The sequence below is a fragment of the Thermosynechococcus sp. FA-CM-4201 genome, assembly GCF_054689355.1.
Map to the genome: position 1 here is coordinate 2,731,328 of NZ_CP079920.1, position 23,494 is coordinate 2,754,821.

General features: G+C 52.3%; 27 protein-coding genes. 16 read left to right on the forward strand and 11 right to left on the reverse strand.

Translation table 11 applies throughout. From position 1 onward, the window contains the following. The first annotated feature begins 28 nt into the window (after positions 1-28). Positions 29-466 (forward strand): hypothetical protein, encoded by a 438-nt coding sequence (locus tag KV190_RS13420; RefSeq protein ID WP_206201420.1) that lies wholly within the window; start codon positions 29-31, stop codon positions 464-466. A 31-nt stretch (positions 467-497) separates the two neighbouring features. After that, a complete protein-coding gene (locus KV190_RS13425) occupies positions 498-953 on the forward strand; it encodes a YbjN domain-containing protein (protein WP_460193902.1) in 456 nt (151 codons plus the stop codon). Here the strand turns inward: KV190_RS13425 and KV190_RS13430 are convergent. Further along, positions 943-1,659 carry a pyridoxine 5'-phosphate synthase gene (locus tag KV190_RS13430; protein WP_460193903.1) on the reverse strand — a complete coding sequence of 239 codons (717 nt, stop codon included), beginning with the start codon at positions 1,657-1,659 and terminating at the stop codon, positions 943-945. The two genes, KV190_RS13425 and KV190_RS13430, sit on opposite strands and share 11 nt — an antisense overlap. Before the next feature lie 146 nt (positions 1,660-1,805). Between KV190_RS13430 and rodA the strand changes: the two genes are divergently transcribed. Next, positions 1,806-3,074 (forward strand): rod shape-determining protein RodA, encoded by a 1,269-nt coding sequence (gene rodA / locus KV190_RS13435; protein WP_460193904.1) that lies wholly within the window; start codon positions 1,806-1,808, stop codon positions 3,072-3,074. An 8-nt stretch (positions 3,075-3,082) separates the two neighbouring features. Here rodA and KV190_RS13440 read toward each other — a convergent pair whose 3' ends face one another. Further along, complete coding sequence (locus KV190_RS13440; protein WP_460195299.1) at positions 3,083-4,147, reverse strand: pentapeptide repeat-containing protein; 1,065 nt, start codon at positions 4,145-4,147, stop codon at positions 3,083-3,085. A gap of 613 nt (positions 4,148-4,760) precedes the next feature. Here KV190_RS13440 and KV190_RS13445 point away from each other — a divergent pair. The 3 genes from KV190_RS13445 (at position 4,761) to KV190_RS13455 (ending at position 6,312) form a co-directional block, all read left to right on the forward strand. Beyond that, complete coding sequence (locus KV190_RS13445; protein ID WP_250682146.1) at positions 4,761-4,886, forward strand: photosystem II protein Y; 126 nt, start codon at positions 4,761-4,763, stop codon at positions 4,884-4,886. A gap of 141 nt (positions 4,887-5,027) precedes the next feature. Next, a complete protein-coding gene (locus KV190_RS13450; protein WP_460193905.1) occupies positions 5,028-5,720 on the forward strand; it encodes a HEAT repeat domain-containing protein in 693 nt (230 codons plus the stop codon). A 118-nt stretch (positions 5,721-5,838) separates the two neighbouring features. Then, the gene (locus KV190_RS13455; protein WP_460193906.1) at positions 5,839-6,312 is read left to right on the forward strand and encodes a hypothetical protein; all 474 of its coding nucleotides are present in this window, start codon (positions 5,839-5,841) and stop codon (positions 6,310-6,312) included. Here KV190_RS13455 and KV190_RS13460 read toward each other — a convergent pair. From KV190_RS13460 to hpf, 3 genes are all read right to left on the reverse strand, one after another. Beyond that, positions 6,309-6,710 carry a response regulator gene (locus tag KV190_RS13460; RefSeq protein WP_460193907.1) on the reverse strand — a complete coding sequence of 134 codons (402 nt, stop codon included), beginning with the start codon at positions 6,708-6,710 and terminating at the stop codon, positions 6,309-6,311. The genes KV190_RS13455 and KV190_RS13460 overlap by 4 nt on opposite strands. Beyond that, the gene (locus KV190_RS13465) at positions 6,703-8,157 is read right to left on the reverse strand and encodes an ATP-binding protein (protein ID WP_460193908.1); all 1,455 of its coding nucleotides are present in this window, start codon (positions 8,155-8,157) and stop codon (positions 6,703-6,705) included. Before KV190_RS13465 ends, KV190_RS13460 begins: the two co-directional genes overlap by 8 nt. Before the next feature lie 164 nt (positions 8,158-8,321). Next, a complete protein-coding gene (hpf, locus tag KV190_RS13470; RefSeq protein WP_460193909.1) occupies positions 8,322-8,939 on the reverse strand; it encodes a ribosome hibernation-promoting factor, HPF/YfiA family in 618 nt (205 codons plus the stop codon). A gap of 160 nt (positions 8,940-9,099) precedes the next feature. On the opposite strand from hpf, the gene lipB reads away from it, so the two are divergent. The 3 genes from lipB (at position 9,100) to KV190_RS13485 (ending at position 11,474) form a co-directional block, all read left to right on the forward strand. Then, complete coding sequence (lipB, locus tag KV190_RS13475; RefSeq protein ID WP_460193910.1) at positions 9,100-9,780, forward strand: lipoyl(octanoyl) transferase LipB; 681 nt, start codon at positions 9,100-9,102, stop codon at positions 9,778-9,780. A 220-nt stretch (positions 9,781-10,000) separates the two neighbouring features. Continuing rightward, the gene (locus KV190_RS13480; RefSeq protein WP_460193911.1) at positions 10,001-10,984 is read left to right on the forward strand and encodes an RNA polymerase sigma factor, RpoD/SigA family; all 984 of its coding nucleotides are present in this window, start codon (positions 10,001-10,003) and stop codon (positions 10,982-10,984) included. Next, the gene (locus tag KV190_RS13485; RefSeq protein ID WP_460193912.1) at positions 10,965-11,474 is read left to right on the forward strand and encodes a cupin domain-containing protein; all 510 of its coding nucleotides are present in this window, start codon (positions 10,965-10,967) and stop codon (positions 11,472-11,474) included. Before KV190_RS13480 ends, KV190_RS13485 begins: the two co-directional genes overlap by 20 nt. Here the strand turns inward: KV190_RS13485 and KV190_RS13490 are convergent. Both KV190_RS13490 and KV190_RS13495 read right to left on the reverse strand, forming a co-directional pair. Next, complete coding sequence (locus KV190_RS13490) at positions 11,471-13,255, reverse strand: mechanosensitive ion channel domain-containing protein (RefSeq protein WP_460193914.1); 1,785 nt, start codon at positions 13,253-13,255, stop codon at positions 11,471-11,473. The genes KV190_RS13485 and KV190_RS13490 overlap by 4 nt on opposite strands. Continuing rightward, complete coding sequence (locus KV190_RS13495) at positions 13,252-13,719, reverse strand: ankyrin repeat domain-containing protein (RefSeq protein WP_460193915.1); 468 nt, start codon at positions 13,717-13,719, stop codon at positions 13,252-13,254. Before KV190_RS13495 ends, KV190_RS13490 begins: the two co-directional genes overlap by 4 nt. Positions 13,720-13,813: 94 nt before the next feature. Here KV190_RS13495 and petN point away from each other — a divergent pair, with 94 nt between their 5' ends. The 4 genes from petN (at position 13,814) to KV190_RS13515 (ending at position 16,221) form a co-directional block, all read left to right on the forward strand. Then, positions 13,814-13,903 carry a cytochrome b6-f complex subunit PetN gene (petN, locus tag KV190_RS13500; RefSeq protein ID WP_011056671.1) on the forward strand — a complete coding sequence of 30 codons (90 nt, stop codon included), beginning with the start codon at positions 13,814-13,816 and terminating at the stop codon, positions 13,901-13,903. Between the two features lie 18 nt (positions 13,904-13,921). Further along, positions 13,922-14,077: a hypothetical protein gene (locus KV190_RS13505; protein WP_149817663.1), complete on the forward strand. Its 156-nt coding sequence runs from the start codon at positions 13,922-13,924 to the stop codon at positions 14,075-14,077. Next, positions 14,077-15,831, forward strand: coding sequence for an arginine--tRNA ligase (gene argS / locus KV190_RS13510; protein WP_460193916.1), 1,755 nt, complete (start codon positions 14,077-14,079; stop codon positions 15,829-15,831). Before KV190_RS13505 ends, argS begins: the two co-directional genes overlap by 1 nt. A gap of 81 nt (positions 15,832-15,912) precedes the next feature. After that, a complete protein-coding gene (locus KV190_RS13515; protein WP_460193917.1) occupies positions 15,913-16,221 on the forward strand; it encodes a hypothetical protein in 309 nt (102 codons plus the stop codon). Between the two features lie 17 nt (positions 16,222-16,238). Here KV190_RS13515 and KV190_RS13520 read toward each other — a convergent pair whose 3' ends face one another. Then, entirely contained in the window at positions 16,239-16,376 is a 138-nt protein-coding gene (locus tag KV190_RS13520) for a hypothetical protein (RefSeq protein ID WP_460193919.1), read from the reverse strand. An 82-nt stretch (positions 16,377-16,458) separates the two neighbouring features. Between KV190_RS13520 and pseF the strand changes: the two genes are divergently transcribed. The 3 genes from pseF to pseI are packed head-to-tail and all read left to right on the forward strand — an operon-like array spanning position 16,459 to position 19,749. Then, positions 16,459-17,169: a pseudaminic acid cytidylyltransferase gene (gene pseF, locus KV190_RS13525; protein WP_460193920.1), complete on the forward strand. Its 711-nt coding sequence runs from the start codon at positions 16,459-16,461 to the stop codon at positions 17,167-17,169. After that, a complete protein-coding gene (gene pseG / locus KV190_RS13530; protein ID WP_460193922.1) occupies positions 17,163-18,689 on the forward strand; it encodes a UDP-2,4-diacetamido-2,4,6-trideoxy-beta-L-altropyranose hydrolase in 1,527 nt (508 codons plus the stop codon). Before pseF ends, pseG begins: the two co-directional genes overlap by 7 nt. A gap of 25 nt (positions 18,690-18,714) precedes the next feature. Further along, positions 18,715-19,749 (forward strand): pseudaminic acid synthase, encoded by a 1,035-nt coding sequence (gene pseI / locus KV190_RS13535; RefSeq protein WP_460193923.1) that lies wholly within the window; start codon positions 18,715-18,717, stop codon positions 19,747-19,749. A gap of 2 nt (positions 19,750-19,751) precedes the next feature. Here pseI and KV190_RS13540 read toward each other — a convergent pair whose 3' ends face one another. The 3 genes from KV190_RS13540 to KV190_RS13550 are packed head-to-tail and all read right to left on the reverse strand — an operon-like array spanning position 19,752 to position 23,494. Further along, complete coding sequence (locus KV190_RS13540) at positions 19,752-20,180, reverse strand: DUF29 domain-containing protein (protein WP_460193924.1); 429 nt, start codon at positions 20,178-20,180, stop codon at positions 19,752-19,754. A gap of 34 nt (positions 20,181-20,214) precedes the next feature. Further along, positions 20,215-20,712 carry a chemotaxis protein CheW gene (locus KV190_RS13545; RefSeq protein WP_460193925.1) on the reverse strand — a complete coding sequence of 166 codons (498 nt, stop codon included), beginning with the start codon at positions 20,710-20,712 and terminating at the stop codon, positions 20,215-20,217. Further along, entirely contained in the window at positions 20,705-23,494 is a 2,790-nt protein-coding gene (locus KV190_RS13550) for a hybrid sensor histidine kinase/response regulator (protein ID WP_460193926.1), read from the reverse strand. Before KV190_RS13550 ends, KV190_RS13545 begins: the two co-directional genes overlap by 8 nt.

A 23,494-nucleotide genomic window follows, 5' to 3' on the forward strand; every position in this document is an offset into this window, starting at 1 on the left:
AGGGGAGCCACATGATTGTGAGGTTGCAATGAGTCAAGAGATTCCCCCCCCAGAAGCCTATGTGGTGCTTGGACTGGCTCATTGTTTTGTGCAGGTGGAGGGAAAACTCCAGCCCGTAGAGGTGATTGAGCCGATTCCCTCAGCGGCGTTGGAAGCCTTGCTCCATGGCTTGCCCACTTCCTACAGTGAAGCCCATGCCCTCACCTATGGTACAGCCCAAGACCCGCAGCAGGTGCAGCAGCAGTTTCCCCCCAGTGCCCATCTGTGTGATGACTATGGCGATCGCCTTGCAGCAGCCGCCCGCACCTACATTGCCCGTCCCCAAAGTACCCGCCATATTCCCCTTGGCGAAACCTACCGCAACTTTAATACCTCCACAGAACGCAAACGGGTGCTCAACTCCGAGCGCATCGTTACCGCTGCCGACAATGTCAAACAACATGCCTACACCCACCAAGTCCTCTAACGAGTTGTCCTGATTCACGAAAGGAATGACCATGGTCAGTGAAGTGCAGCCCGTTCCCGCAGCATCCCTTGACGCGCCTCCAGGAAATGCGGTTGAGATTATTGAAACGGTGATTTCTAGTCTCCACCCAGGGGATGCTCCCCTCGTGGGCCAAACGGACAGTGGCAAAATTTGGATGTTTCGCTATGGCAGTGCCGAGGTCTTTGTGCAGTTGAGTGGCCACACAGAGGAGGACGTTCTTACCATTTGGTCTCCGGTACTGCCTTTGCCCGTAACGGATGAGTTGGCACTCTATCGTAAGCTCCTGACGTTGAACTGGCTCACCACCCTCGAGGCACACTTTGCCATTGCCGAAGACCAAGTCCAAGTCGTGGCTACCCGCACCCTAGGGGGGATTACTGCGGGTGAAATTTCCCGCTTAATTACGATCGTGGCGACACTCGCCGATGAGTACGATGATGCCCTTAGGGCTGAGTTTAAGAGCTAATGAGGGCTTTCATATCCCGTACTGCTTGCACCATACCCACAAGAACAGCGCGGCTAATAATCGTGTGGCCAATATTGAGTTCTTCAATCCCTTCAAGGCGGGCGATCGCCCCTACATTGGTGTAGGTCAGCCCATGACCGGCATTCACCCGCAAGCCCAAGGATTTTGCCTGTTGGACACCATGAGCTAAAATTGCTAATTCTTGCTGTTGCGCCGCTTCCCCCTTGGCTTCGGCGTAGCGACCGGTGTGCAGTTCAATAAATTGAGCCGTGGTTTTGGCGGCGGCTTCCAGTTGGGCTAGGTCCGCGTCAATGAATAAACTCACAGGAATTCCTGCGCCTTGCAGGGTTTTCACCACTTGGGTCAAGGGTTCCTGCTGACCCACCACATCTAGTCCCCCTTCGGTGGTGACTTCTTCGCGCCGCTCGGGTACCAACGTCACGTAATCTGGCCGAACGTCAAGGGCGATCGCCACCATTTCGGAAGTGGCAGCCATCTCTAGGTTCAAATGGGTGCGTACCGTTTGCCGCAGGAGGCGCACATCCCGCTCTTGAATATGGCGACGATCTTCCCGCAAATGTACGGTAATGCCATCAGCTCCCCCCAGTTCTGCCAAAACGGCTGCGGCTACGGGATCGGGTTCAACCGTGCGCCGGGCTTGGCGAATCGTTGCCACATGATCAATGTTGACCCCTAGGGTTGCCACTGCGATCGCTCCTTATCGGAATAGAAGCTCAACCTTTCGGATAATACACCAAGGCAAGGTGCTATGTCGGTTGTCCGAGCTGTCCGTTTGCAACCTTTTGAGCCAGCGGATAGACTAACCCCCTAGGAGAGACAGGACAGTGGCTGATGACTTGGCGAGTACCCCGACGGCGGACTTTTGGCTGGTTTTATCCTTGGCGAGGCGTGGATTGGCTGCTGTTGGGGGCTGTTTGGGCAACCACGGTCATTGGGGCGGCCTTCATCCACAGTAGTCAACTACACCTAGAGGAAAACGATAGTCTCCAGCATTTATTGGTGGGGGGGATGGGTACGATTCTTGCCCTCATCCTTGCCCGCGTTCCGGAATCGGTCTTTATGGGCAGTCATTGGGTCATCTACGGCCTGAGCTGTGCCCTGCTGCTGGCGGTTGATCTCGTGGGGGTAGAGGCCAAGGGAGCAGAGCGCTGGTTGGCGATTGGCGGCTTTAACCTGCAACCCTCGGAGTTTGCCAAAATCTCCCTCATTCTTACCCAAGCGGCACTGTTGCACCGCATTTCGGGCCACTCCCTGAAGGGCATTCTCAGTGTGTTTGCAGCCACCGCACCCCCCTTTTTCCTGATTTTGACGCAGCCGGATTTGGGCACGTCCCTTGTTTTCATTGCCATTACATTGACAATGCTCTACTGGGCGAATACCCCCGGCAGTTGGATTGTCTTGATGCTTTCCCCTTTGGTGGCGGCGATTCTCGTTGCCCTGCCTTTACCTTACCAACTGAATCTCCTCATCTGGTTGGTGTGGACACTGGCGATGGCCGTCATCGCTTGGCGGAGCTTGCCCTTGGGCTGGGTCGGCGGATTGGGGGGACTGGTACTCAATCTAGGAGGGGCTGGCTTGGGGCAACTGCTTTGGAGCGTGCTCAAGGACTATCAAAAAACCCGTATTCTCATGTTTCTTGACCCCGACAAGGATCCCCTTGGAGCTGGCTACCACTTGATTCAATCGCGGATTGCCATTGGTGCCGGTGGGCTATGGGGGCGGGGCATTTTCCAAGGCACCCAGACCCAGTTGGGATTTATTCCCGAACAGCATACGGACTTTATTTTTTCAGCGATCGCTGAGGAGACGGGGTTCATTGGCAGTTTAGTTCTCCTGTGCCTCTTTTGGTTCATTGGTTTGCGCTTATTGCAAATTGCCAATAGTGCGAATCATGACTTTGGCTCATTGCTGGCGATCGGTCTATTTGCCATGATCCTGTTTCAAGTGGTGGTGAATATTGGCATGACCATTGGTTTGCTCCCCGTGACAGGAATGCCGTTACCACTGGTGAGTTATGGCCGCTCAGCTATGCTGGCCACCTATCTTGGCTTAGGTATGGTGCTCTCCGTAGCCAATCATCGCCCGCGATCGCGCTACTAACGGCGGCGCTAGCGTCCTAGCTTATTAGGAATGCCCTCACAGCCACCGGGAATCGTTTCACGGGAGCGGCTACCACTCCACGCACAGCAATAGTAGCGTTGTTCTTCGGAGAGGTTCTTGACATTGGTAAAGTTGACATCCTCAACGACCGCGCCCGTCTGCGCCCCAGTGCGAAAATTGGGAGGATTCAGGCGATCACGGGGACTGGCCTGCTCGACCGTGCCGTAAAATAGGCGAACACGACTGAGATCGGCATTTGTGAAATCCGCCCCCTGCAGAATCGCCCCTGCTAGATTGGCTCGTGTCAAATTACAGTTGCGAAAGAGCGTTCCCGTTAGATTGGCATCACTCAATTCGGTCCAGCGCAAATCGGTACCACTGAGGTCAGCGCCCGCTAGCATACTGCCAAGGTTAATCACCCGCACACCATACTCAATGTCTTCCTCATAGCCACCCAACCCATCAAAAATCGCCCGTCCCAGCCGGCGATCGCGCTTCAGCGGCGAGAGTAACTTTGCGCCTGACAAAAAGCGAATGATTTTGGCCTTGCCTTCGGCATCGAGTCCCCCCAAAATGGCGGCGGTACGTCCTTCGGCGATCGCCCGCTCCGGCGGCCAATCCTCCAATAACCCCTCATCGTCAAGAATGAGATCGGCAATCCCTTGGAAATAACTGTCAATCGTTTGCTGTTGGGTAATGCGGTTTTGTTGGGTGGTCAAATCCCGCGAGATCACGTACTGTCGCCAAGCCACATAGGCCGCCAAGAGTGCCACCAAAATTTGCCCCAAGGCACCGAAGCCCTCAGCCAGTGCCCCCACCGCATCCCAATTCGTGCCCTGAAACCGTCCTCGGATCCAGTCCATCGCACCAGTCATGGCAATGAGTGCCACCACCGTCAAACTCAGACCCAGTGAGGCCAAAATGAACTGCCGTTGCTGTTCCGTGAGATCTTCAGTAAACCAGTGATAGGTCGAAGTCCAGACCAAGGGGAAACTCAGTCCCCCCAGCACTAAGGCAGCCGCTACACCCACCGCATCCCAATCTAGTCCCCAAGCCACCAAGACAGTGACCATGGCGATCGGCATCAACACCGAACGCAGAGACTGCCAACCCGTGCGCCAACGATTACGAGCTGCTAACACTTTACTGAGACGCAGAGCAGCCGCCGTTTGGTTTTCACGGAGGGTCATTTTATCTTCGCCCATCAGGATTCGGCCTTAAAGGAGTTAAACCAATCATACAGACCTTTTCTGAGGGAGAACACCACAATTTAGCTTGGTAGCTCCGTCACTTTAGTGGGTGGCGGAAAAGCCCTACAACGACTTTTAGTCGTGGGAGTATGTCAAGATAGAGAAAGACCTAAATTCGGTGAAAAACCCGAACGGTGACATAGAGAAGTAGAGGCAATTTTCAGGTTTGACCTGAGAGGAGTCAGTAGAGGCGTCTTGACAGCGCCATTACGAGTTCGATTATGGACTGCGTAAGAATCCCCCGAATTCATTCGGCGGGAGTGTCAAACCCAAAACTGTGAACGTCAGCATTGGGATCGGATAGCCTGTCGATGGTTTAGAAAAGCTCTGTCGGCAGAATCTTTCTTTGTTGCATCGTGTCCCCCCTTTCTCTCCTTAGAGAAGGCTGTACAATAATTCATAAAGTTTTCAGAAAACATTTTGGGAGGTTATGGGTATGGATTGGCGTGTCCTGATTGTCCTGTTACCTGTCCTACTGGCTGCGGGCTGGGCAGCTCGCAATATTCTGCCCTATGCCGTGAAGCAGGTTCAAAAGCTTCTGCAAAAAGCCAAAGCAGCTTAGGACTTGGATTTTAGATAGTTGTTGGGCAAGTTCTCCCCAAGGGATCAGCAGGCGTTTTTCCACTGGTTTTACTTTGGGGAGACTTTTTTATAATGGGGAGTATATTGTTAATTTTTGTAAATTAGTTTTCAGGTTACTGCCATGCCCTCCCTCGAACAGCTTGCCCATCAACTGGAAAGTCCCAATTCCCGCGATCGCCTGCTGGCGCTAGCCGCGCTACGGGATGTTCCCTCTGCGGATGCCGTCCCCCTGATTAAAAAAGTTCTTTGGGACGAAAATCTACAGATTCGCTCAATGGCTGTGTTTGCCCTTGGTGTCAAATCCACACCGGAGTGCTTTGAAATTCTGGTGCAGTTGCTTGAGAGTGAACCGGATTATGGTATTCGTGCCGATGCTGCGGGTGCCTTGGGCTATCTCGAAGATGGGCGTGCCTTTGAACCTCTGGTGCGTGCTTTTTATGAAGATACTGATTGGTTAGTGCGCTTTAGTGCGGCTGTGGCACTGGGCAATCTCAAGGATCCCCGCGCGGTGGATGTGTTGCGATCGGCGCTGAAAAGTCAGGAAGTCGTGATGCTTCAAGGGGCGATCGCCGCTCTGGGGGAAATTGGCGATCCCAGCGTTGTCGAAGATATTTTGCCCTTTGTGACCGCAGAGGATTGGTTGGTACGGCAACGGCTCGCTGAAGCTCTGGGGAACCTGCCTAGCCCGAAAACCCAAGCCGCTCTAGAATACCTCGCCAAAGATGAGCATCCCCATGTGGCGACAGCAGCTCAGATCTCTTTGCAACGCTTGCAAGAACGACTTTCCTCTGAAGTTCAGGGCACTGGCAATTGAGATCAAACTTTTTTGCCCACTGCGGTTTCTGCCACAACTCTCTAAACTGGAAAGAAAGGCGCGGCATCCGCAGTAACCTATCTCTATGTCTATCCGAATTAAATTTCTTCCTTACCTCGTGGCAGTGCTGATCGGGGTGATTGGTGCGATGATTCTTTCACAACTGCACTTTACACTCTGGTGGGAGCCAGACCTGCTGACCCAACCGCCACCTATTGTCGAAGCGGAACCAGAAACCACTGCTGTTCAGCCCTTACCCACTCCCCAAGCGCCAGCCAACCCGCAACCGAATGGGCTACGCATCAGTAATCAAACCGCCTTTCCGGTGCGCGTGGTGTTGCTCGCTGAGCGCGATCGCGCCCATCCTGATCAAGGCGCCGTTCACTGGGATTTTGCGCCTATGGAGGGTAGTATCAAGGGATTACTCTTAACGCTACCTGAAGGTAAGCTCACCCTCCAGTCGGGGGATATTGTCTTGGCCTTTACCCTCGATGGGTCTAAACGCTACTGGGGGCCCTATGTCATTGGTGAAAATAGCGAACTTCAGCGCGATCGCCAAACGCAGGAATGGCAGTTGATCCTGCGTCCCTAGGAGGCCTCTGAAGAAAGACCCGAACGGATGGTTTCCACCAGTTCCTCGCTGTGCCAAGGCTTGTACAAACAGCGATGCAAATTAGCCTCTTCAATGGCCCGCTGAATCGCTGCCTCATCCGCTTGACCAGTGAGCATCACTTTCACCACCTTGGGAAACCGCTGATGCACTTGAATCAAAAACTCATCCCCCCGTACCCGTGGCATCAGCCAATCGGAGACAATGACAATGATTTCGGTGCTCTCCTGCTGAAACTCATCAATAATTTCTAGGGCTTCCTCGGCGCTTTCTGCCGTTTCATAGAGGTAGCGATCGCCAAACGCCGTCCGCAGTTGGGTGCGCAGGCTCTCGAGGATCACCCGTTCATCATCCACACATAAAATCACTGGCTTAGACATGGGGGGCATCAACCATCGGCAAACCAATCCGAAACTGGGTGTAACCCGGACGGGATGTCACCTCAATCTTACCTTGGTGCTTGTCAATAATTTTGCGCACAATATCCAGTCCCAGACCGTTGCCCTCACCCGCGGGCTTGGTGGTAAAAAACGGCTCAAAAATGCGGGGCAACACCGCCGCTGGAATCCCGCAGCCACTATCAATAATCTCTACCCAGAGATGGGACTGTGCTTGACGTACCACAATTTGCAAGCGTCCCCGCTCTTCCATGGCTTGCAAGGCATTATGAATCAGATTCGTCCAGACTTGAGTTAGCTCATCAGGGTAGCAGAGAATCGGCGGCACTGGCTCATACTGCCGCACAACCTCAACCCCATGCTTGAGCTTATTGTGATAGAGGGTCAAGACCGTTTCAATGCCATCCACCACTTGAGCAGAGACCTTTTGACTACTTTGCTCTACCCGTGCATAGGTTTTGAGGGCAAAAACCACCTTGGCCGCTCGCTCAATTGCCGTGGTAATCGTATGGGTACTGCGCTCCAACAGGGCCAATTGATGGGCGAGTTCAACAACCTGCTGGCCTTGGGGCGTTTGCAACAGTGTCAAGAGTTCGGGAGTAGGAGTGAGCACACCTAAGTCAATCAACGTTTCTGCCCAAACATCACTGCTGCTGATTCCTTGGGCGTCTAATTGTGCCATGATCTGACGTTTATACTGTCGCCGTTCCCGACTGGAGAGGGCAAGGGATTCACTGCGACTATGGCCGCACAGGGCGGCAAATTGATCAAAGACGGGTTCAGGGAGTTGGCGCACCACTGTCGGCAGCAGCGGGAGTGATCGCTCCATGCAGATATTAATCGTCTCAATTGAAGAACGAATTGCCCCTAGAGGCGTATTGATCTCGTGGGCAACCCCTGCCACCAGTTGACCCAAGGCCGCCATTTTCTCCGCATGAATCAGTTCCTGTTGGGCTTTTTGCAGTTGATGGAGGGTGGCCTCCAACTCGTGATTTTTTTGCTGTAGGTGCTGCTCTGCAGCTTGCAGGCGGGCGAGGGCAATGTGTTGAGCCGTAACATCTTGGACAAACCCTTCAAAATAGAGTATTTGGCCATCAGTATCCCGCACCACTCGGCAAGTTTCAGAAATCCAGCAGCGACTGCCATCGCGGCGGTAGACCTCCGATTCAAAGTTGCTCAGTGTATCCTGCTGCGCCATGAGGTCAATAAATCGCTGCCGCTGCTCGGGGTCAACATACAGCCGCGCATGGGCATTGGGCTGCGCCGCCAGCAAATCAGCAACGGAGTCATAACCATAAATGTGGGCAAGGGCAGGATTGGCACACAGATAGTTGCCTGCTAAATCGGTTTGGAAAATTCCCACAACTGCGTTTTCAAAGATGCTCTGAAAGTTCAAGTCACCGTTGGGAAAGAGGGTCGTGCAGCTCATGAATTGCCCTCACCTTCAACTCACTACCACCCTACCGCCCTTTTCCAAAATCAGGGATACCTCCGATATGAGTCTCTTCTCTGATTGCTTTGACGCCTTATGAGGGTGTGTCATGCTTCTGAAAAGGGCGATTAACAGTTGTGGGAATGTTCACAACACGCCGACTAGTGGCTGGTTTTCGCCATGGGTTTAGCAGCAGCGTGATGATTCTCTTGGGACGTGGGGCGGGGTTGAATGACGCCGTAGCCCCCATGATTCCGTTCATAGACCACGTTGATTTCTCCCGTATCGCGATTGCGGAAGACATAGAAGTCGTGATCCACCATTTCTAGGTGCTCAAGGGCTTCTTGGATCGTCATCGGCGGCATGGCAAAGTATTTCATGCGCACCACTTGTTCGGGCAGTTGCGGTGTGCGATCGCCCAGCAAATCCGTCACCACTGTGGGTTCCACGACACTATTGGTGTCTTTAGCGCGGGACTTGTCTTGGCGTTTTTCTTTGAGTTTACGGAGTTTGCGCGCAATTTTGTCGGCAACGAGATCAATACTGGCGTAGAGATTTTCACTGCTTTCTTCGGCGCGAATCACTGAGCCATTGACAAATAGGGTCACTTCAGCGGTTTGTTTCGGGGCTGTACTGCGGTTACGAGCTACGGAAAGATGCACATCAACTTCGTTAATCACATTCTGGAAATGACTGGTGGCTCGCTCAATTTTTTGGTTCACATAGCTGCGAATGCCATCCGTAATATCAATGTTTTTACCGTGAATCACTAGCCTCATAGGGTTGCCTCCCCTGAGCAAAACAGATACATCTAAGGCTGATCTACTTCCACCCTAACATCTTCGTATCGGGGATTACAGGGCATCCTGAGGCTCTTCACCTTTATTCGTGTTCTGTGATAATTCTTATCCTCTAGCTCTTGACAATCTGGCACCCCCTATGAAACCTGCCCTTGGTTGGCATTGTGCCTTGGGGATCATCCCCTACCGCGATGCTTGGCGCTGGCAACAGCAACTGGTGGCTGAGCGCTGCCACAATCCCACTGCCCCAGATGTCCTGCTCACCTTGGAGCATCCCCCCATCTATACCCTTGGTCAAGGGGCAACCACCGCCCACATTCACTTTGATCCCGTGGCGACGGGCATTGAGGTCTTGCGCATTGAGCGCGGAGGCGATGTCACCTACCACTGCCCCGGCCAATTGGTCGCCTACCCGATTTTGAATTTACGCCGTCATCGCTGCGATTTGCATTGGTATCTCCACCAGTTGGAGGAAGTAGTGATTCAAACCCTAGGGCACTATGGCATTAAAGGGGAGCGCGTTGCTGGCCTTACCGGTGTTTGGGTGGAGGGGTACAAGGTGGCGGCGATCGGGATCAAGGTGACCCGCTGGATTACCTTCCATGGCATTGCCCTCAATGTGGTGAACGATTTGCAGGGCTTTGGTCGCATTGTCCCCTGTGGCATTGGCGATCGCCCCGTCGGGAACCTACGGCAGTTTTGTGCCGACATTACTTTAGAGGAGGTGCGCCAGCAGTTTGTTGCTGCCTTTGGCCGTGTTTTTGCCCTCGAATTTGCCCCCAAAGCCCTTGCCGATCTCCTGATCCCCGTCTCTAGTTGACAAAGTTTAATCTTTATTTCAGGAATCGGCTGTTATGAATTGGCAACTTTCGGGGCACAATTTAAGTCTAAGTAGATTAGGATACAGGCCAGCTCCCTCTCACCTGCTAGGCTAACGCTATACAAACCTCAGCTTTATCAGTGCGAGTCGTCATCTTCATTGCGATAAATCTTTTATCTACATTCTTCCTTGCCAAATATTGTTTAGAATCTGAGCCGCTATGATGAACTCCGCTTCCAAAACCCCATCCCCTACACCCACTGTTAGCACCGATATGGTGCGCACGTACCTACAAGAAATTGGGCGCGTGCCGCTGCTGACCCATGAACAGGAAATTATTCTGGGTAAACAAGTGCAGCAAATGATGGCACTGCGGGAAAAACGCGAGGCTCTCACCAAAGAACTGGGACGTGAACCAACCTTTGAAGAATGGGCAGCGGCCTCTCATCTCACGCCGACGGAATTGCGCAATATCCTTAAGCGCGGCGAACGAGCTAAGCAAAAAATGATTGAAGCCAACCTACGGCTAGTGGTTTCGGTCGCCAAGAAGTATCAAAAACGCAACCTTGAATTGCTGGACTTGGTGCAAGAGGGCACCCTTGGCCTCGAACGCGGTGTGGAAAAGTTTGATCCGACGCGGGGCTATAAGTTCTCTACCTATGCCTACTGGTGGATTCGTCAGGCCATTACACGGGCGATCGCCCAACAGGCGCGGACAATTCGGCTGCCCATCCACATCACTGAGAAGCTGAACAAGATCAAACGCACCCAACGCGAATTGGCACAAAAATTGGGACGGAGTGCAACCCCTGCTGAGGTGGCAGCAGCCCTAGAACTCGAACCGGAGCAAATCCGTGAATACCTGACCCTTGCGCGCCAACCTGTTTCCCTTGATCTGCGTGTCGGGGACAATCAGGACACTGAACTTGGTGAACTGCTCGAGGATGACAGTCTTTCGCCAGAGCAATTTACCACGGTGGAGTCCCTCCGCGATGATGTCAACTTGTGGCTGGCGGAACTCACCCCGCAACAACGGCAAGTCCTCACTCTGCGCTACGGTTTGGGGGATGGCCAAGAACTGTCCCTTGCCAAGGTGGGTGAGCAACTCAACCTCAGCCGTGAGCGGGTGCGGCAACTGGAACGGCAAGCCCTCGATCACCTGCGGCGGCGGCGCCAGCAAATGTATGAATACTTGGCCAGCTAAGGCGTGGATTGAGGCACTTGACCTGCAACCCCATCCGGAGGGGGGCTATTTTCGCGAGGTCTATCGCTCAGCAGGGAGCATTCCCGCAGCGGCTTTGCCTTCAGGCTTTCGGGGGGGCGATCGCGCTTACTGTACAAGCATCTATTTCTTGCTCCCCTCCACAGCCTGTTCGCGACTGCACCGCATTGCCAGTGATGAACTGTGGCACTTTTACACGGGCAGTAGCCTGACGATTCATGTGATTCTACCGACGGGGAAGTATCAGCCTCTGCGCTTGGGGATCAATCTGGATCAGGGGGAGCAATTGCAACAAGTGGTACCAGCGGGGGCATGGTTTGGAGCAACGGTGGATGTGCCAGACAGTTTTAGTCTGGTGGGTTGTACGGTGGCGCCGGGATTTGACTTTCGCGATTTTGAATTGGGCGATCGCCAGCAGTTGCAGCAGCAGTTTCCCCAACACCAGAGATTAATTGAACGGTTGACGCCCTAGACATTGAAGAGCGTTTGCAAGCGGCGACGAATCCACTGCAAAGGGGGCAGGCTTTTGATTTCTTGGGAGTTCACGAGGCCGAGTTCTTGGAGAACCTGTTGTCGGGCCGCCAGCTCATGGGCAATATCCTCCGCCAATTGAGGTTGGGCTTGCAGCAGTCGCTGTACGGCTGAGCGATGCACCACAAATAGAACTGTTTCTTCCAAGGCTCGCACCGTGGCCGATCGCGGCATCCCCGTCAGCACGGCAATTTCACCAAAAAACTCCCCCTCATAGAGGGTGGCTAAAATCTGATTTAAGTGCTCGGAGCGAACTTCGACAGAACCTTCAAGGACAATGTAAAAGGCATCCCCCGGATCCCCCTCACAGCAGATAATTTCCCCCACACCATAAAATTGGCGATTGCCCAACTCAATCAGCATTTGCAATTCCGCATTGGAGCAGCGAGAAAAGCAACTGATATTGCGTAACAAATCAGCAAGGGAGGGTTCGGTTTTGGCCATTTCAGGAGCTGCTGGCTCAGTCACCGCTGAAGTTTCAGGTACACTGGCCACAGAACGGTGGTAATAATGAGCCAAGGAGCGCAGTTCCCCCAAGTCGCGCAACCGCAGATCCAATTGGGGAAAGGGCACTTCAATCTGCCGCTGCCGTAATTCCTGCTCAATGAGAAAATTAAGGGCGCTTTTAATGGGTTCAGAATCTTGGGGGCGGTTAATCCACACCAGCAATTCAAAGAGGTAGGCACTCTCCCCAAAACCGCGAAACCAAACGCTGGGGGGTGGGGTTAGCAGGACGCGCGGATCCTGACGGGCGGCACTGAGGAGCGCTTCGGTCACCAGAACTGTATCACTGCCATAGGCGACACTCACAGGGATATGGATACGGCTATCGGGGCTACCGTAACTCCAGTTGACAACGTTCTTTTCAATAAAGCGGTTGTTGGGAACAATTACATACTGGCTATCGTTGGTGCGGATAATTGTGGCGCGAATTGAGATTTTCTCGACGGTGCCCAGCAAGCCATCCACTTCAATAAAATCCCCAACTTTAATCGGATGTTCCAGCAAAATCGCTAAACCACTAATAAAGTTACTGGCGAGGGTTTGCAAACCAAAACCAAAACCGATCCCCAAGACCCCCGCTAACACCGTCAGGGAACTGAGGTCAATACCTGCGGTTTGCAGGACAATGATAAAGCCAATAAAGCTGAGGCTATAGCTAACCACCCGGGTGATGGTTTCTTGGCTACCACGATCCACCCGCAACTGCATGAGAATCCGACTCTTGAGCCACTCGCTCACCCAGCGGGAGATAAAAATCACCGCGAGGGACAAAAAGAGAATTAGAAAGAGAAAGTTCAGGGTAACTTTGGTGCGCCCCAACTCCATAAAGGGGGTGTTAAACACCACGGCCACCCGTTCGAGGAGAAACTGAATTGTGCTGTCAATGCGCTCATGCCAAGGGGAAAGACTTTGAACGGATTGCAGAATCCAAGATAAAACGAGTGCCCAGAGTAAAATTCGCAGCGTCAGGCGCAATAGGCTAGCGCCAAGGGAAAGCCAAGGCTGGTATTGTTGGCTGGCTTTTTGGTCAAGCCGCTGTTGCAGTTGATGAATCCCCAAGTTCAGCAGGAGCCAGTCGGTAAGAATCGCAATGCCGACAATCCCCACAATTTGAGCCGCTTCAATGAACGCGACCCGCAGCCGTTGAGTTCGCGCCAGTTGAGCAATGAGGATACTTGAAGGGGCTGCTGCTAAAAATAAACTGAGGTACTTAATCATGGTCCTAAAGATTGTGCGCGAGCGGCTTTAATGACTGCCACCACATCGGCATGTTTCCCGTCCAGCGCCCACACCAAAGCTGTCCAAGAATTCTGATCCTTGGCGTTGAGATCTGCACCTGCTGCAATCAGTTGTTTGACCGTCGCCGTCTGTCCTTTGGCTGCTGCGGCCATTAAGGGGGTCAAACCAAAGGCCGTTTGAGCATTGACATTGGCACCGGCTGCTAGGAGTTTCTCCACAATAGCAGTATGTCCACCGCCGGCTGCGGCCATCAATGGTGTCCACCCCTCGCTATCCCCTTGGTTGACATCGATGCCTGCGGCAATCAGGGCATTGACAATTTCAGTGTGCCCCAGTTCTGCTGCCAGTGCCAGCGCTTCTGTTTTCATCTCGATACCCTTGGCGATCGCCGCCTGGACAGCGGTCAGGTCTCCTTGCTCAATCGCGGTTTCAATTGCTGTCATGCCCTGCGTCATTGCCTGTAGCCTGCCTCTAATAAAGAAAAGATAATCTATCTGAGTTAAAATGAGGTCTGCATTGAGTTCAGGATCGCATGCAATGGATATTATCACGCTCGGTTGGGTGGGTGTTCTCAGTGTCTTTACGCTCTCGATCGCCTTTGTGGTCTGGGGTCGCCACGGCATGTAGCCACCTAGGACTGGGGCAATGACGGTTTCATTGGCGGATCTTCTGGTTCTGGTGGCCTTGCTGCTGCTGATTGTCGTCACCGGTGGCATTGGCTATCTGACTTTTGCTGAGTGGCGCGATCGCCGGCGTCTGCAAGCGGAGCAAAAAGAACAACGACGGGGGCGCAAGCGTTAATGGTTGCTCCTCTACGGCTTTTGGGCGATCGCCTCCTCAGTGCCCTGCAAACCGCACTTCCTTTAGATACCTATCCCCAGCCGCTCCTGCTGCCGGCCAGTCAAGCCAAGTTTGGTGACTATCAATCGAATGTTTGCCTTAGCCTCGCCAAGCAGGTGGGCAAAGCGCCTCGTGAGCTAGCCCAAGAGGTTGTGGCACATCTCAACGTTGAGGATCTCTGTCAACCCGTCGAAATTGCTGGCCCGGGCTTTCTCAACTTTCGTCTCAAGCCAGACTTTCTGGCGCGCAGCCTGCAAGCCGCTATTGGGAGCGATCGCTTGGGCATTCCGCCGGCGCGAGAGCCACGCCGGGTGGTGGTTGATTTTTCCAGCCCCAACATTGCCAAAGAAATGCACGTCGGTCACCTGCGCTCCACCATTATTGGTGACTGCATTGCCCGCATTCTTGAATTTCAAGGCCATGATGTCCTGCGGCTCAACCATGTGGGGGACTGGGGGACACAGTTTGGCATGCTCATTGCCTACCTTGATGAGGTTTATCCCGACGCCCTCACGACTGCCAATGCCCTTGACTTGGGTGACTTGGTGACATTCTACAAAAAGGCCAAGCAACGCTTTGACAGTGATCCAAACTTTCAACAAAAGGCACGGCAGCAGGTGGTGGCGCTTCAGCAGGGGGAAGAACACAGTCGCCGCGCTTGGCAACTTCTGTGCGAGCAATCCCGCCGCGAGTTTCAAAAGATCTACGATCTGCTGGATATTCAACTGACTGAGCGCGGGGAGTCCTTCTACAATCCTTTTTTGCCGGCGGTGATTGAGGACTTAGCAGCTCTTGGCCTCTTGGTGGAAGATCAGGGGGCAAAGGTGGTCTTTTTAGAGGGTTTCACCAATAAAGAAGGGCAACCCCAACCCTTGATTATTCAAAAGTCCGATGGGGGCTATAACTACGCAACCACCGATTTAGCCGCCCTGCGCTATCGCATTGAAAAGGATCAGGCGGACTGGATTATTTACGTCACCGATGTTGGGCAGTCCACCCACTTTGCCCAAGTCTTTCAAGTGGCGCAGCGCGCAGGTTGGGTGCCGCCCCATGTCACGTTAACCCATGTCCCTTTTGGCTTGGTGCTGGGGGAAGATGGCAAACGCTTGAAAACCCGTGCTGGGGAAACGATTCGCCTGATGGATTTGCTGACGGAGGCGATCGCCCGCAGTCGAGCAGATTTAGAACAGCGCCTTGCCAGTGAAGGCCGTAGGGAATCTCCAGAATTCATTGACACCGTGGCACGGGCGATCGGTATCGGTGCTGTCAAGTACGCGGATCTCAGTCAAAACCGCAACAGCAACTACGTCTTTAGCTACGACAAGATGCTCTCCTTGCAGGGGAATACTGCTCCCTATTTGCTCTATGCCTATGTGCGTGTTCAAGGGCTGACACGGCGGGGTGACATTGATTGGGGCACTCTCTCACCAGATACCCCCCTATTCCTAGAGGATGAGACCGAGCAAAACCTTGCCAAGCACCTTGTGCAACTAGAGGAAACCCTTGACCTTGTGAGCGCTGAGCTATTGCCCAACCGCCTCTGCCAATACCTCTTTGAACTGAGCCAGCTTTTCAATCAGTTCTACGATCGCTGTCCCATCCTCTCGGCAACTGAGCCAACAAAACAATCCCGCTTGACCCTCGCCTATCTCACTGCCCAAACACTGAAACTAGGGCTATCCCTACTGGGGATTCGGGTTTTGGATCGGATTTAGAGCTTCGTCGCTATACTGGGGCGCAGCACCACTGTTGTTTCTGGAATTTTCTAAAGCGTGGGCGGCCTACTCTCCAATTTCTTGCTAGCGGTTATCTTACTGCTGACATGGCCCCATCTCTACCTCATGCAGTTTTATTTTTGGCTATTTCGCCGCGAGTTGCCTAGCAAGCTAGAATTGGGGGGCTTGTTCATCATGCTGGTAATGGCAGCGGGGACAGGTCTTGGCTTCCTCGTTGGTCTCGGCATTGGGTTTGTTCTATTGCCGTGGCTTTGGCCAGAGGCGGGTCAGGGATGGCAGCGGTTAACCGTAGTGGGGATTTATCTTGTCAATTCCCTGATGTGCTTTGAATTGGGCTATCGCTGGGGTCAGTGGGAAGCAAAGCGTTAATTCTCTCCTCAGCAACGCTAAATCCACTCCTTTTCAAAGTCATCACTCAGGGCTTCAGCCGCTAAGGCGCGCTGGCTAGGACTCTGACGCAAATGTCGCTGCATCGCACGGCCTTGTTCTCGAACCGTCAGAAACCTGCTGTTGCGTCCACGCATAAAAATCGGTATCGTAGAGCGCAGGATCACTTATAAAGAGAACCAGTAAACGACTGATGAACTATACTGCAACCCTAGCATAATGAAAATTGCGATTATTCCTGCGCGGGGAGGAAGCAAGCGAATTCCTCGTAAAAACATCCGCAACTTCTGTGGAAAGCCAATGATTGCTTATGCGATCGCGACTGCCCAAGGCTCTGGTTTATTTGATCGCATCATTGTTTCTACTGAAGACACAGAAATTGCTGCCATTGCTTCTCAATGGGGTGCAGAAGTTCCTTTTATGCGGCCAGGTTCCCTAGCTGATGACTATACGGGCACCACACAAGTCATTGCCCATGGTATTCAAGCATTGAAAGAGCAGGGTTGTCATCCTGAGCTAGTCTGCTGCATTTACCCCGCTATTCCGCTGCTACAGACTGATGATCTCAAGGCCGCCTTGAACATGCTGCTTAGTTCTAATGCTCCCTATGTTTTTCCCGTGACGAGCTTTCCTTCTTCAATACAGCGAGCTTTACGACGACATCCATCTGGTCAAATGGAGCCTTTTTATCCACAGTATGAGCAAGAACGCACTCAGGATTTAGAGCCTGCTTACTATGATGCAGGGCAGTTTTATTGGGGCAAAACTGAAGCATGGCTTGCAGACATTAGTATTCATCAGCAGGGTATTGGTCTTGTCATTCCCCAGTGGCGGGTTGTAGATGTTGACACTTTGGAGGATTGGCAGCGTGCCGAACTCCTGTATCGAGCACTATACTCTAATCAGTTGGAGCAGCAGGTCAAATGTTAGTCGTTTTCCGTGTGGACTCTGCGACTCAAATTGGCACAGGGCACGTGATGCGCTGCCTAACCTTGGCCACCGCTTTGCAAGAGGAAGGGGCAATCTGTCTTTTCATTTCCCGTGCCCACCCCAGTAACATCATCCCCTTAGTACGGCAAAAGGGTTTTACGGTTTATGAGTTGCCTACAGGCAGCGAGCCAACAACTGCCGCTGATCTCGGTGTTTCCCCAAAAGTGGATGCCCAGCAGACAAAGCAAATCATTGAGGATTTAGAGGCAACCCCTGACTGGCTGGTGGTGGATCACTACGGCATTGACAAAGCATGGGAGCAGCAGTTGCGCCCAGTGGTCAAGCAAATTTTCGTCATTGACGATCTTGCCAACCGTCCCCATGATTGCGATGTGCTGTTGGATCAAAACTATACTCACCGCTGGAATCGCTATGAGGGATTAGTGCCTGAGCACTGCTGCCAGTTACTAGGGCCTGAATATGCCCTACTGCGTCCAGAGTTTATTGCTGCTCGCCAAAAGCTCGAAAGAGAAGGTCGCCCACCTTTTGATCCGCGTAAGGTACTGGTCTTTTTTGGCGGGATGGATCCCCAGAACTACACAACCCAAGCTCTGCGCATCCTGCGGGAGATGGGGGATTTTGCCCCCGAAGTCGTCATTGGTGCTGCCAATCCTCACCGTAGTGATGTTGAAGCTGAAATGCGTTATTTTCCTGATGGTCAGTTGCATATTCAGACTGATCAAATGGCTGAGATTATGCTGCGCTGCTCATGGTACTTGGGTGCGGGTGGCTCGATTACTTGGGAGCGGATGTGTCTCGGCTTAACAGGAATTGTAATTCCCATTGCCGAAAATCAAGTTGAGTTTTGTAGTAATTTAACTGAAGATAATTTCCAAATATCATTAGACAAGATAGAAGATTTTAGAAGTGAAAATCAAAATTTATATTCCATTTTTAAAAAAATCGAAAAATCGATTCATCTTTGTCAATTGATGGTGGATGGTGATGGTATTTCTAAGGTACGTACTAAAATGATTAATAACCCTAGAATTCATTCCATCAAAATTCGCAGAGCCTCTGAAAATGATAATTTGATACTTTTTCTATGGGCGAATGATCCAGTTGTGCGCTATCATTCTTGGAATTCAGACTTTATTTCGATAGAAAATCATTTAAATTGGTTTAATGCAAAGATTCAATCAAAACAAAGCAGGATGTATATTGCAGAGTATAATAATTTGCGTGCTGGACAAGTAAGGTATGACTATAAGCAGGGCGCTTGGCTCTTGAACTACTGTTTATCAGCAGCCTTTAGAGGCCTTAGATTAGGTGTAGAAATTATTACAATTTCTGATCAAACCCTAAAAGATGAATTAAAGGAGCCAGCCATTATAAGAGCTGAAGTTAAACAAAGTAATCCTGCTTCTATTAAGTCTTTAATTAGAGCTGGCTATCAGGAAAAAAATGATTTGAGTTGGCAACCTAATTTAGTTATCTTAGAAAAAGAATTAAATACTTAGGTGACTCTATTTACACTAAACTATTATGCTATCTAATATTTTCAATACTAAGTCTCCTTTCGTCATTGCTGAAATGTCAGGGAATCATAATCAATCCCTTGATAGAGCTTTAGAGATCGTTGAAATAGTCGCCAAGTCTGGTGCCCATGCCCTAAAGCTTCAGACCTACACAGCCGATACAATCACGCTCCGCTGTGAGAAGCCTGATTTTTTTATTAGTGATGAGAGCAGTCTATGGAAGCGTGAATATCTCTACGATCTTTATCAAAAAGCCTACACCCCTTGGGAGTGGCATGAACCCATCTTCAAGCGTGCTAAAGAACTGGGGCTAATTGCATTCAGTACCCCTTTTGATCTGACGGCAGTAGATTTCCTTGAAGAATTAGACTGTCCAATTTACAAGATTGCCTCGTTTGAAAATGTCGATTTACGCCTGATTCAGCGGGTGGCGGAAACGGGTAAGCCGATCATTATGTCCACAGGCATGGCTACTCTTGCCGAACTGGATGAGGCTGTGCGAACAATTCGAGCCACAGGTAATGATCAAATTGTCTTGCTGAAATGTACGAGCACGTATCCTGCGGAGCCAACCGACTCCAATTTGCGTACGATTCCCCACCTGAAGGAACTCTTTGGCTGTGAAGTGGGACTTTCGGATCACACCCTCGGAATTGGTGTGGCGGTGGCAGCGGTGGCTTTGGGGGCAACGGTGATTGAAAAGCACTTTACGCTGAGTCGCGCTGAGGGTGGGGTGGATGCCGCCTTTAGTTTGGAACCCCACGAAATGAAGCTTTTGGTGGAGGAAACCCAGCGTGCCTATCAAGCCTTGGGTCAGGTACACTATGGTCCTACGGACGCTGAGAAGAAGTCGTTGGTTTATCGCCGCTCATTGTACTTTGTCAAAGACATGGCGGTAGGGGAAGTGATTACGCCAGAGTGTATTCGTTCGATTCGCCCCGGGTATGGGTTGCCCCCTAAATACTATGAGGTACTGCTAGGCAAGCGGGTGAACCAAGCCATTGAGCGGGGTATGGCTGTTTCATGGGAGCATATTGGCTGAGCCTAGAGGTGGAGCGGCTCTTCAAAAATTTGTGCTTCCGAAAAGGGGCATGTTTGGGGCAACGTTTCAGGCTCAAGGGGGGTTTCTTGTCCCACTATGTCAAGAGCCGTTTCGTAACTGACGGAAATCGCCTCTGGTAGGTAGGGCTTCAGGCTGGGGTTCTCCTTGAGGTGGCGTTCTATGCGACGCCGTTGTTCACGAATCGTGTAAATCCAGCTTTTTGAACGCTGTTCAGGCTGGTAGTACCACTTGAGCAAATGAGCCAGTAAGACTTCAAGGCGGCTGCGCAATTCCCGTTTCTCTTGCCTACCCAAGGATTCAATCTCCTCACTGAGGTTCTCAAGATCGAGCAGTTCCAATTTGCCTTGGCGGAGGTATGCGGCTTGCTGTTGCGTCCAAGCGTAAAAGTCGGTTTCATACAGTGTACTCATGGCTGGTTCGCCTCCATCTAGGAATGCAGGCAGGTTATCGCGTTTTTAGGGTGTGCAGTACCTGCTCAATATCAACGATAAAGATGGGGGGTAGCTCCTGATCTTCTTGACTACTGACCATGAGGGAACTGACGTTGTGAATGCTCCCCCAGTGGAGATAGTTACTGGGAATCGGATGAATGGCATTCTGTGGAATGCGCTCAATCACGGGGGGTTCTGTGAGGGGGAGGCCAAGCCATTCCCCTTCTAAGCGGGGCTGGAGAATGAGCAAAAATTTTAGCTTTTGGGTTTCTGAGGTTGAGAGGGGATCATCAAAGAGACAGCGGCCAATATCAATGACTAGAATTTCGTGATTCTCATAGGTGACAAGGCCAACCCCCCGCTGCTGCGGATCGCCATGAATAGGCGGTAAAGGAATGACCCGATAGGCCTGCCCCATGGGCACGGCAAACTGCTCTTGACGCACGATAAAGGTCAGAAACTGCTCTAAAACAACGGGTTGGCTTTGGCGGCGACGGCGGCTTTTAAGCATGGCGGATCAACTGATCAAGGGTGGCCAAGAGGTCACTTTCGCGGAAGGGTTTGCTAAAGTAGGCGGCTGCCCCTAGGCGTTCTGCAAGTTGGCGATGTTTTTGACCCGTGCGGGAGGTCAGCATCATGACGGGGGTGTTTTGGCATTGGGGAATGCGGCGAATTTGAGTGAGGACGCCAAACCCATCGAGGCGGGGCATTTCAATGTCGCAGATAAGGGCGTTGACGTGTAACCCTCCTTGGAGTTTATCAATGGCTTCCTGACCATCTTTGGCTTGCTCGACCCGATAGCCGGCTTTTTCGAGGGTACTGGCAAGAAAGCGCCGCACGTTCACTGAATCATCAACGACGAGGACGGTGTCTTGGCTAGGGGCAACAGGGCTAGCCACAGGGGCACGAGAACTCTCTTGTTCTGACCAATCAAAGAGGGCAAGGGGATCGAGTAGGGGAACAATGCGGCCATTTCCTAAAATTGTGCAGCCACTCAAGCCCTTGGGGAGGGCTAATTCTCCTTCGACTTGGCGAATGGTGACTTCCTGCTCGCTCCAATAGCGATCGACCCGCAGGGCAAGGGTACTGTCCCCTTGACTAACAATCATCAGGGTTGGCTCGTTAATTGTGGGTGCTCCCTCCATTTCTACAGGACGATAGGGGCGCTGAAAGTGGAAAATCTGGGCGAGGTCAATTAAAGGAATGAGATAGCCTTCCCAGTCAATTAAGGTTGAGCCAAGGGTTTCGATGGGAGGGTAGCGATCGGCCAGCACCATTTCCTCGATTTCTTCGGTTGGCACCGCCAAGAGCATGCCAGCGGCCTCCACCAAGAGTACCCGTACCACTGAGAGGGTGTAGGGAATTGTAATCGTAAATCGCGTGCCTTGACCGGGAGTACTGTGGATCTGGATGTCCCCACGAATTTGCCGCAGATTGGTGCGCACTACGTCCATGCCGACACCGCGCCCGGAGAGGCTGGTGACCTGTGAGGCGGTTGAAAAGCCCGGCTCAAAAATCAGTTGCCAGAGATCGCGATCGCTAGCGGTTTCCAACCAGTCCCGGGCTAAGCCCAAGCGCCGCGCCGTTTGCCGAATTTTCTCTGGATTTAGGCCTCGGCCATCATCCGCCACAGTAATCACAGTTTGGTTGCCGCGATAGGCCGCCTTCAGAGTAATGGTTCCCGCTGTGGGTTTACCAAGGGCTTGGCGTTCCTCTGCGGGTTCAATTCCGTGATCAAAGGCATTACGGACAAGGTGCAAGAGGGGATCCGCCAACACGCTCAACACAGTCCGGTCAATGAGAACGTGGCTGCCCTCAATCTCTAAGTTGACATTTTTACCATGCTCACGACTCAATTCACGGATGAGGCGAGGATAGCGGTTGGCGAGATCCGCAAAGGGGCGCATCCGCACTTGGGTAAACCGAGCTTGAAGTTGCTTGGCGGTGCGGTTGAGATCACGGCTAGTGCGTTCGGTGTCCTCTAGGCTCAATTCCAAATCGCTCGTGATTTCCTGCACTTGGACAATGGTTTCCATCACCTCTTGGGAGAGCAGATGCACATCGGTATAGCGATCGAACTCGAGAACATCGAAGCCATGCTGATTTTGGGGATTAAAGTGATGAGGGGCACTGACACGGTCATACTCTGTGCGCAGACGAAAGTTGGCTCGCTCAAGGGCACGCACTTTTTGCTTGAGACCCGCTAGCAGATCATGGAGGCGTTCCCGTTGCAAATCCAGACCATTACACTCAATGAGCAATTCCCCCATCAGATCACTCAGTTGATCCAACTGCTGCCCCGGCACCCGCACGGTCATTTCCTTGGGTTCTTGGGGCTGGGGAGTCACTGGGGTGGTCTCAGCCTCTGGAGTAGGGGAAGGTGCCTCTCTAGAGGTGGGTGGGGGGGACAATAAATCTCCTAAAGAGAAGGTCTCCACTTCAGCACTGGCAAAGTCCTCGACCCCTAATTCTTGATTGAGGTTGGCCAGCGGTAAATCAATAATGGTCTGATCGTCGTCCTCCACTTCGTCATCGGTTTCCGGAGTTTCCAAGCGCGTGGGCAGAGCCTCCAGTTGACCAGTAATCACGAGGGCTTGGCAGCGTCGCCATTGCTGCACAATGTGGGCACCCGCTTCGCTGACATCACAGTTGGGTTGCTCCAGATAGGCACTGACGGAGGCGCAAAATTCAGCAAACTGAGGCAGTTCGAGCATTTGTCCGAGGCCTTCCAGTTCTTGGGCGGCGATCGCCAGCTCCTCCTTAAGGCAGGGTTGGCCGGGGGTTTCCAGAACGGTTTCCAAGCGTTGTAGGCAGGCTTCCACCTCGGTTTCAAAGAGAACCACCCGCATCTGCTGGCCATCATCACCACTGAGGAGCGCCAAATCATCTTCTGCCGTGGGGTCTCCCAACCGTCCCTGTAGCTCATCCAAAATTGGCTCGACTTGGGTGCGCCACCAGCCCTCATTGGGTTCAACCCCTTGGCGATAGAGGGTAATGACTGCTTGCAGTTGATCCACGGCTTTGAGCAGGAGGTGTTGCACTTCTAGATCTTCGCAGGGGCGCGATTTCAAGACCTTGAAGAAATCCTCAAGGCGATGAGCCAGTTCACTGAGGGACATAAAGCCCATCATCGCTGCCCCCCCTTTAATGGAGTGAGCCGCCCGCAGTACGGCATCAACCACCCCCGGCTGGTGGGAGAGTTTCAGTATTCCTGCTTCAATTGTCTGCAGGTAGTCCTGAGCCTCTTCAAGGAACTGGAGACGAATCGTTTCCTCAACACCGGGTTCGGGCAT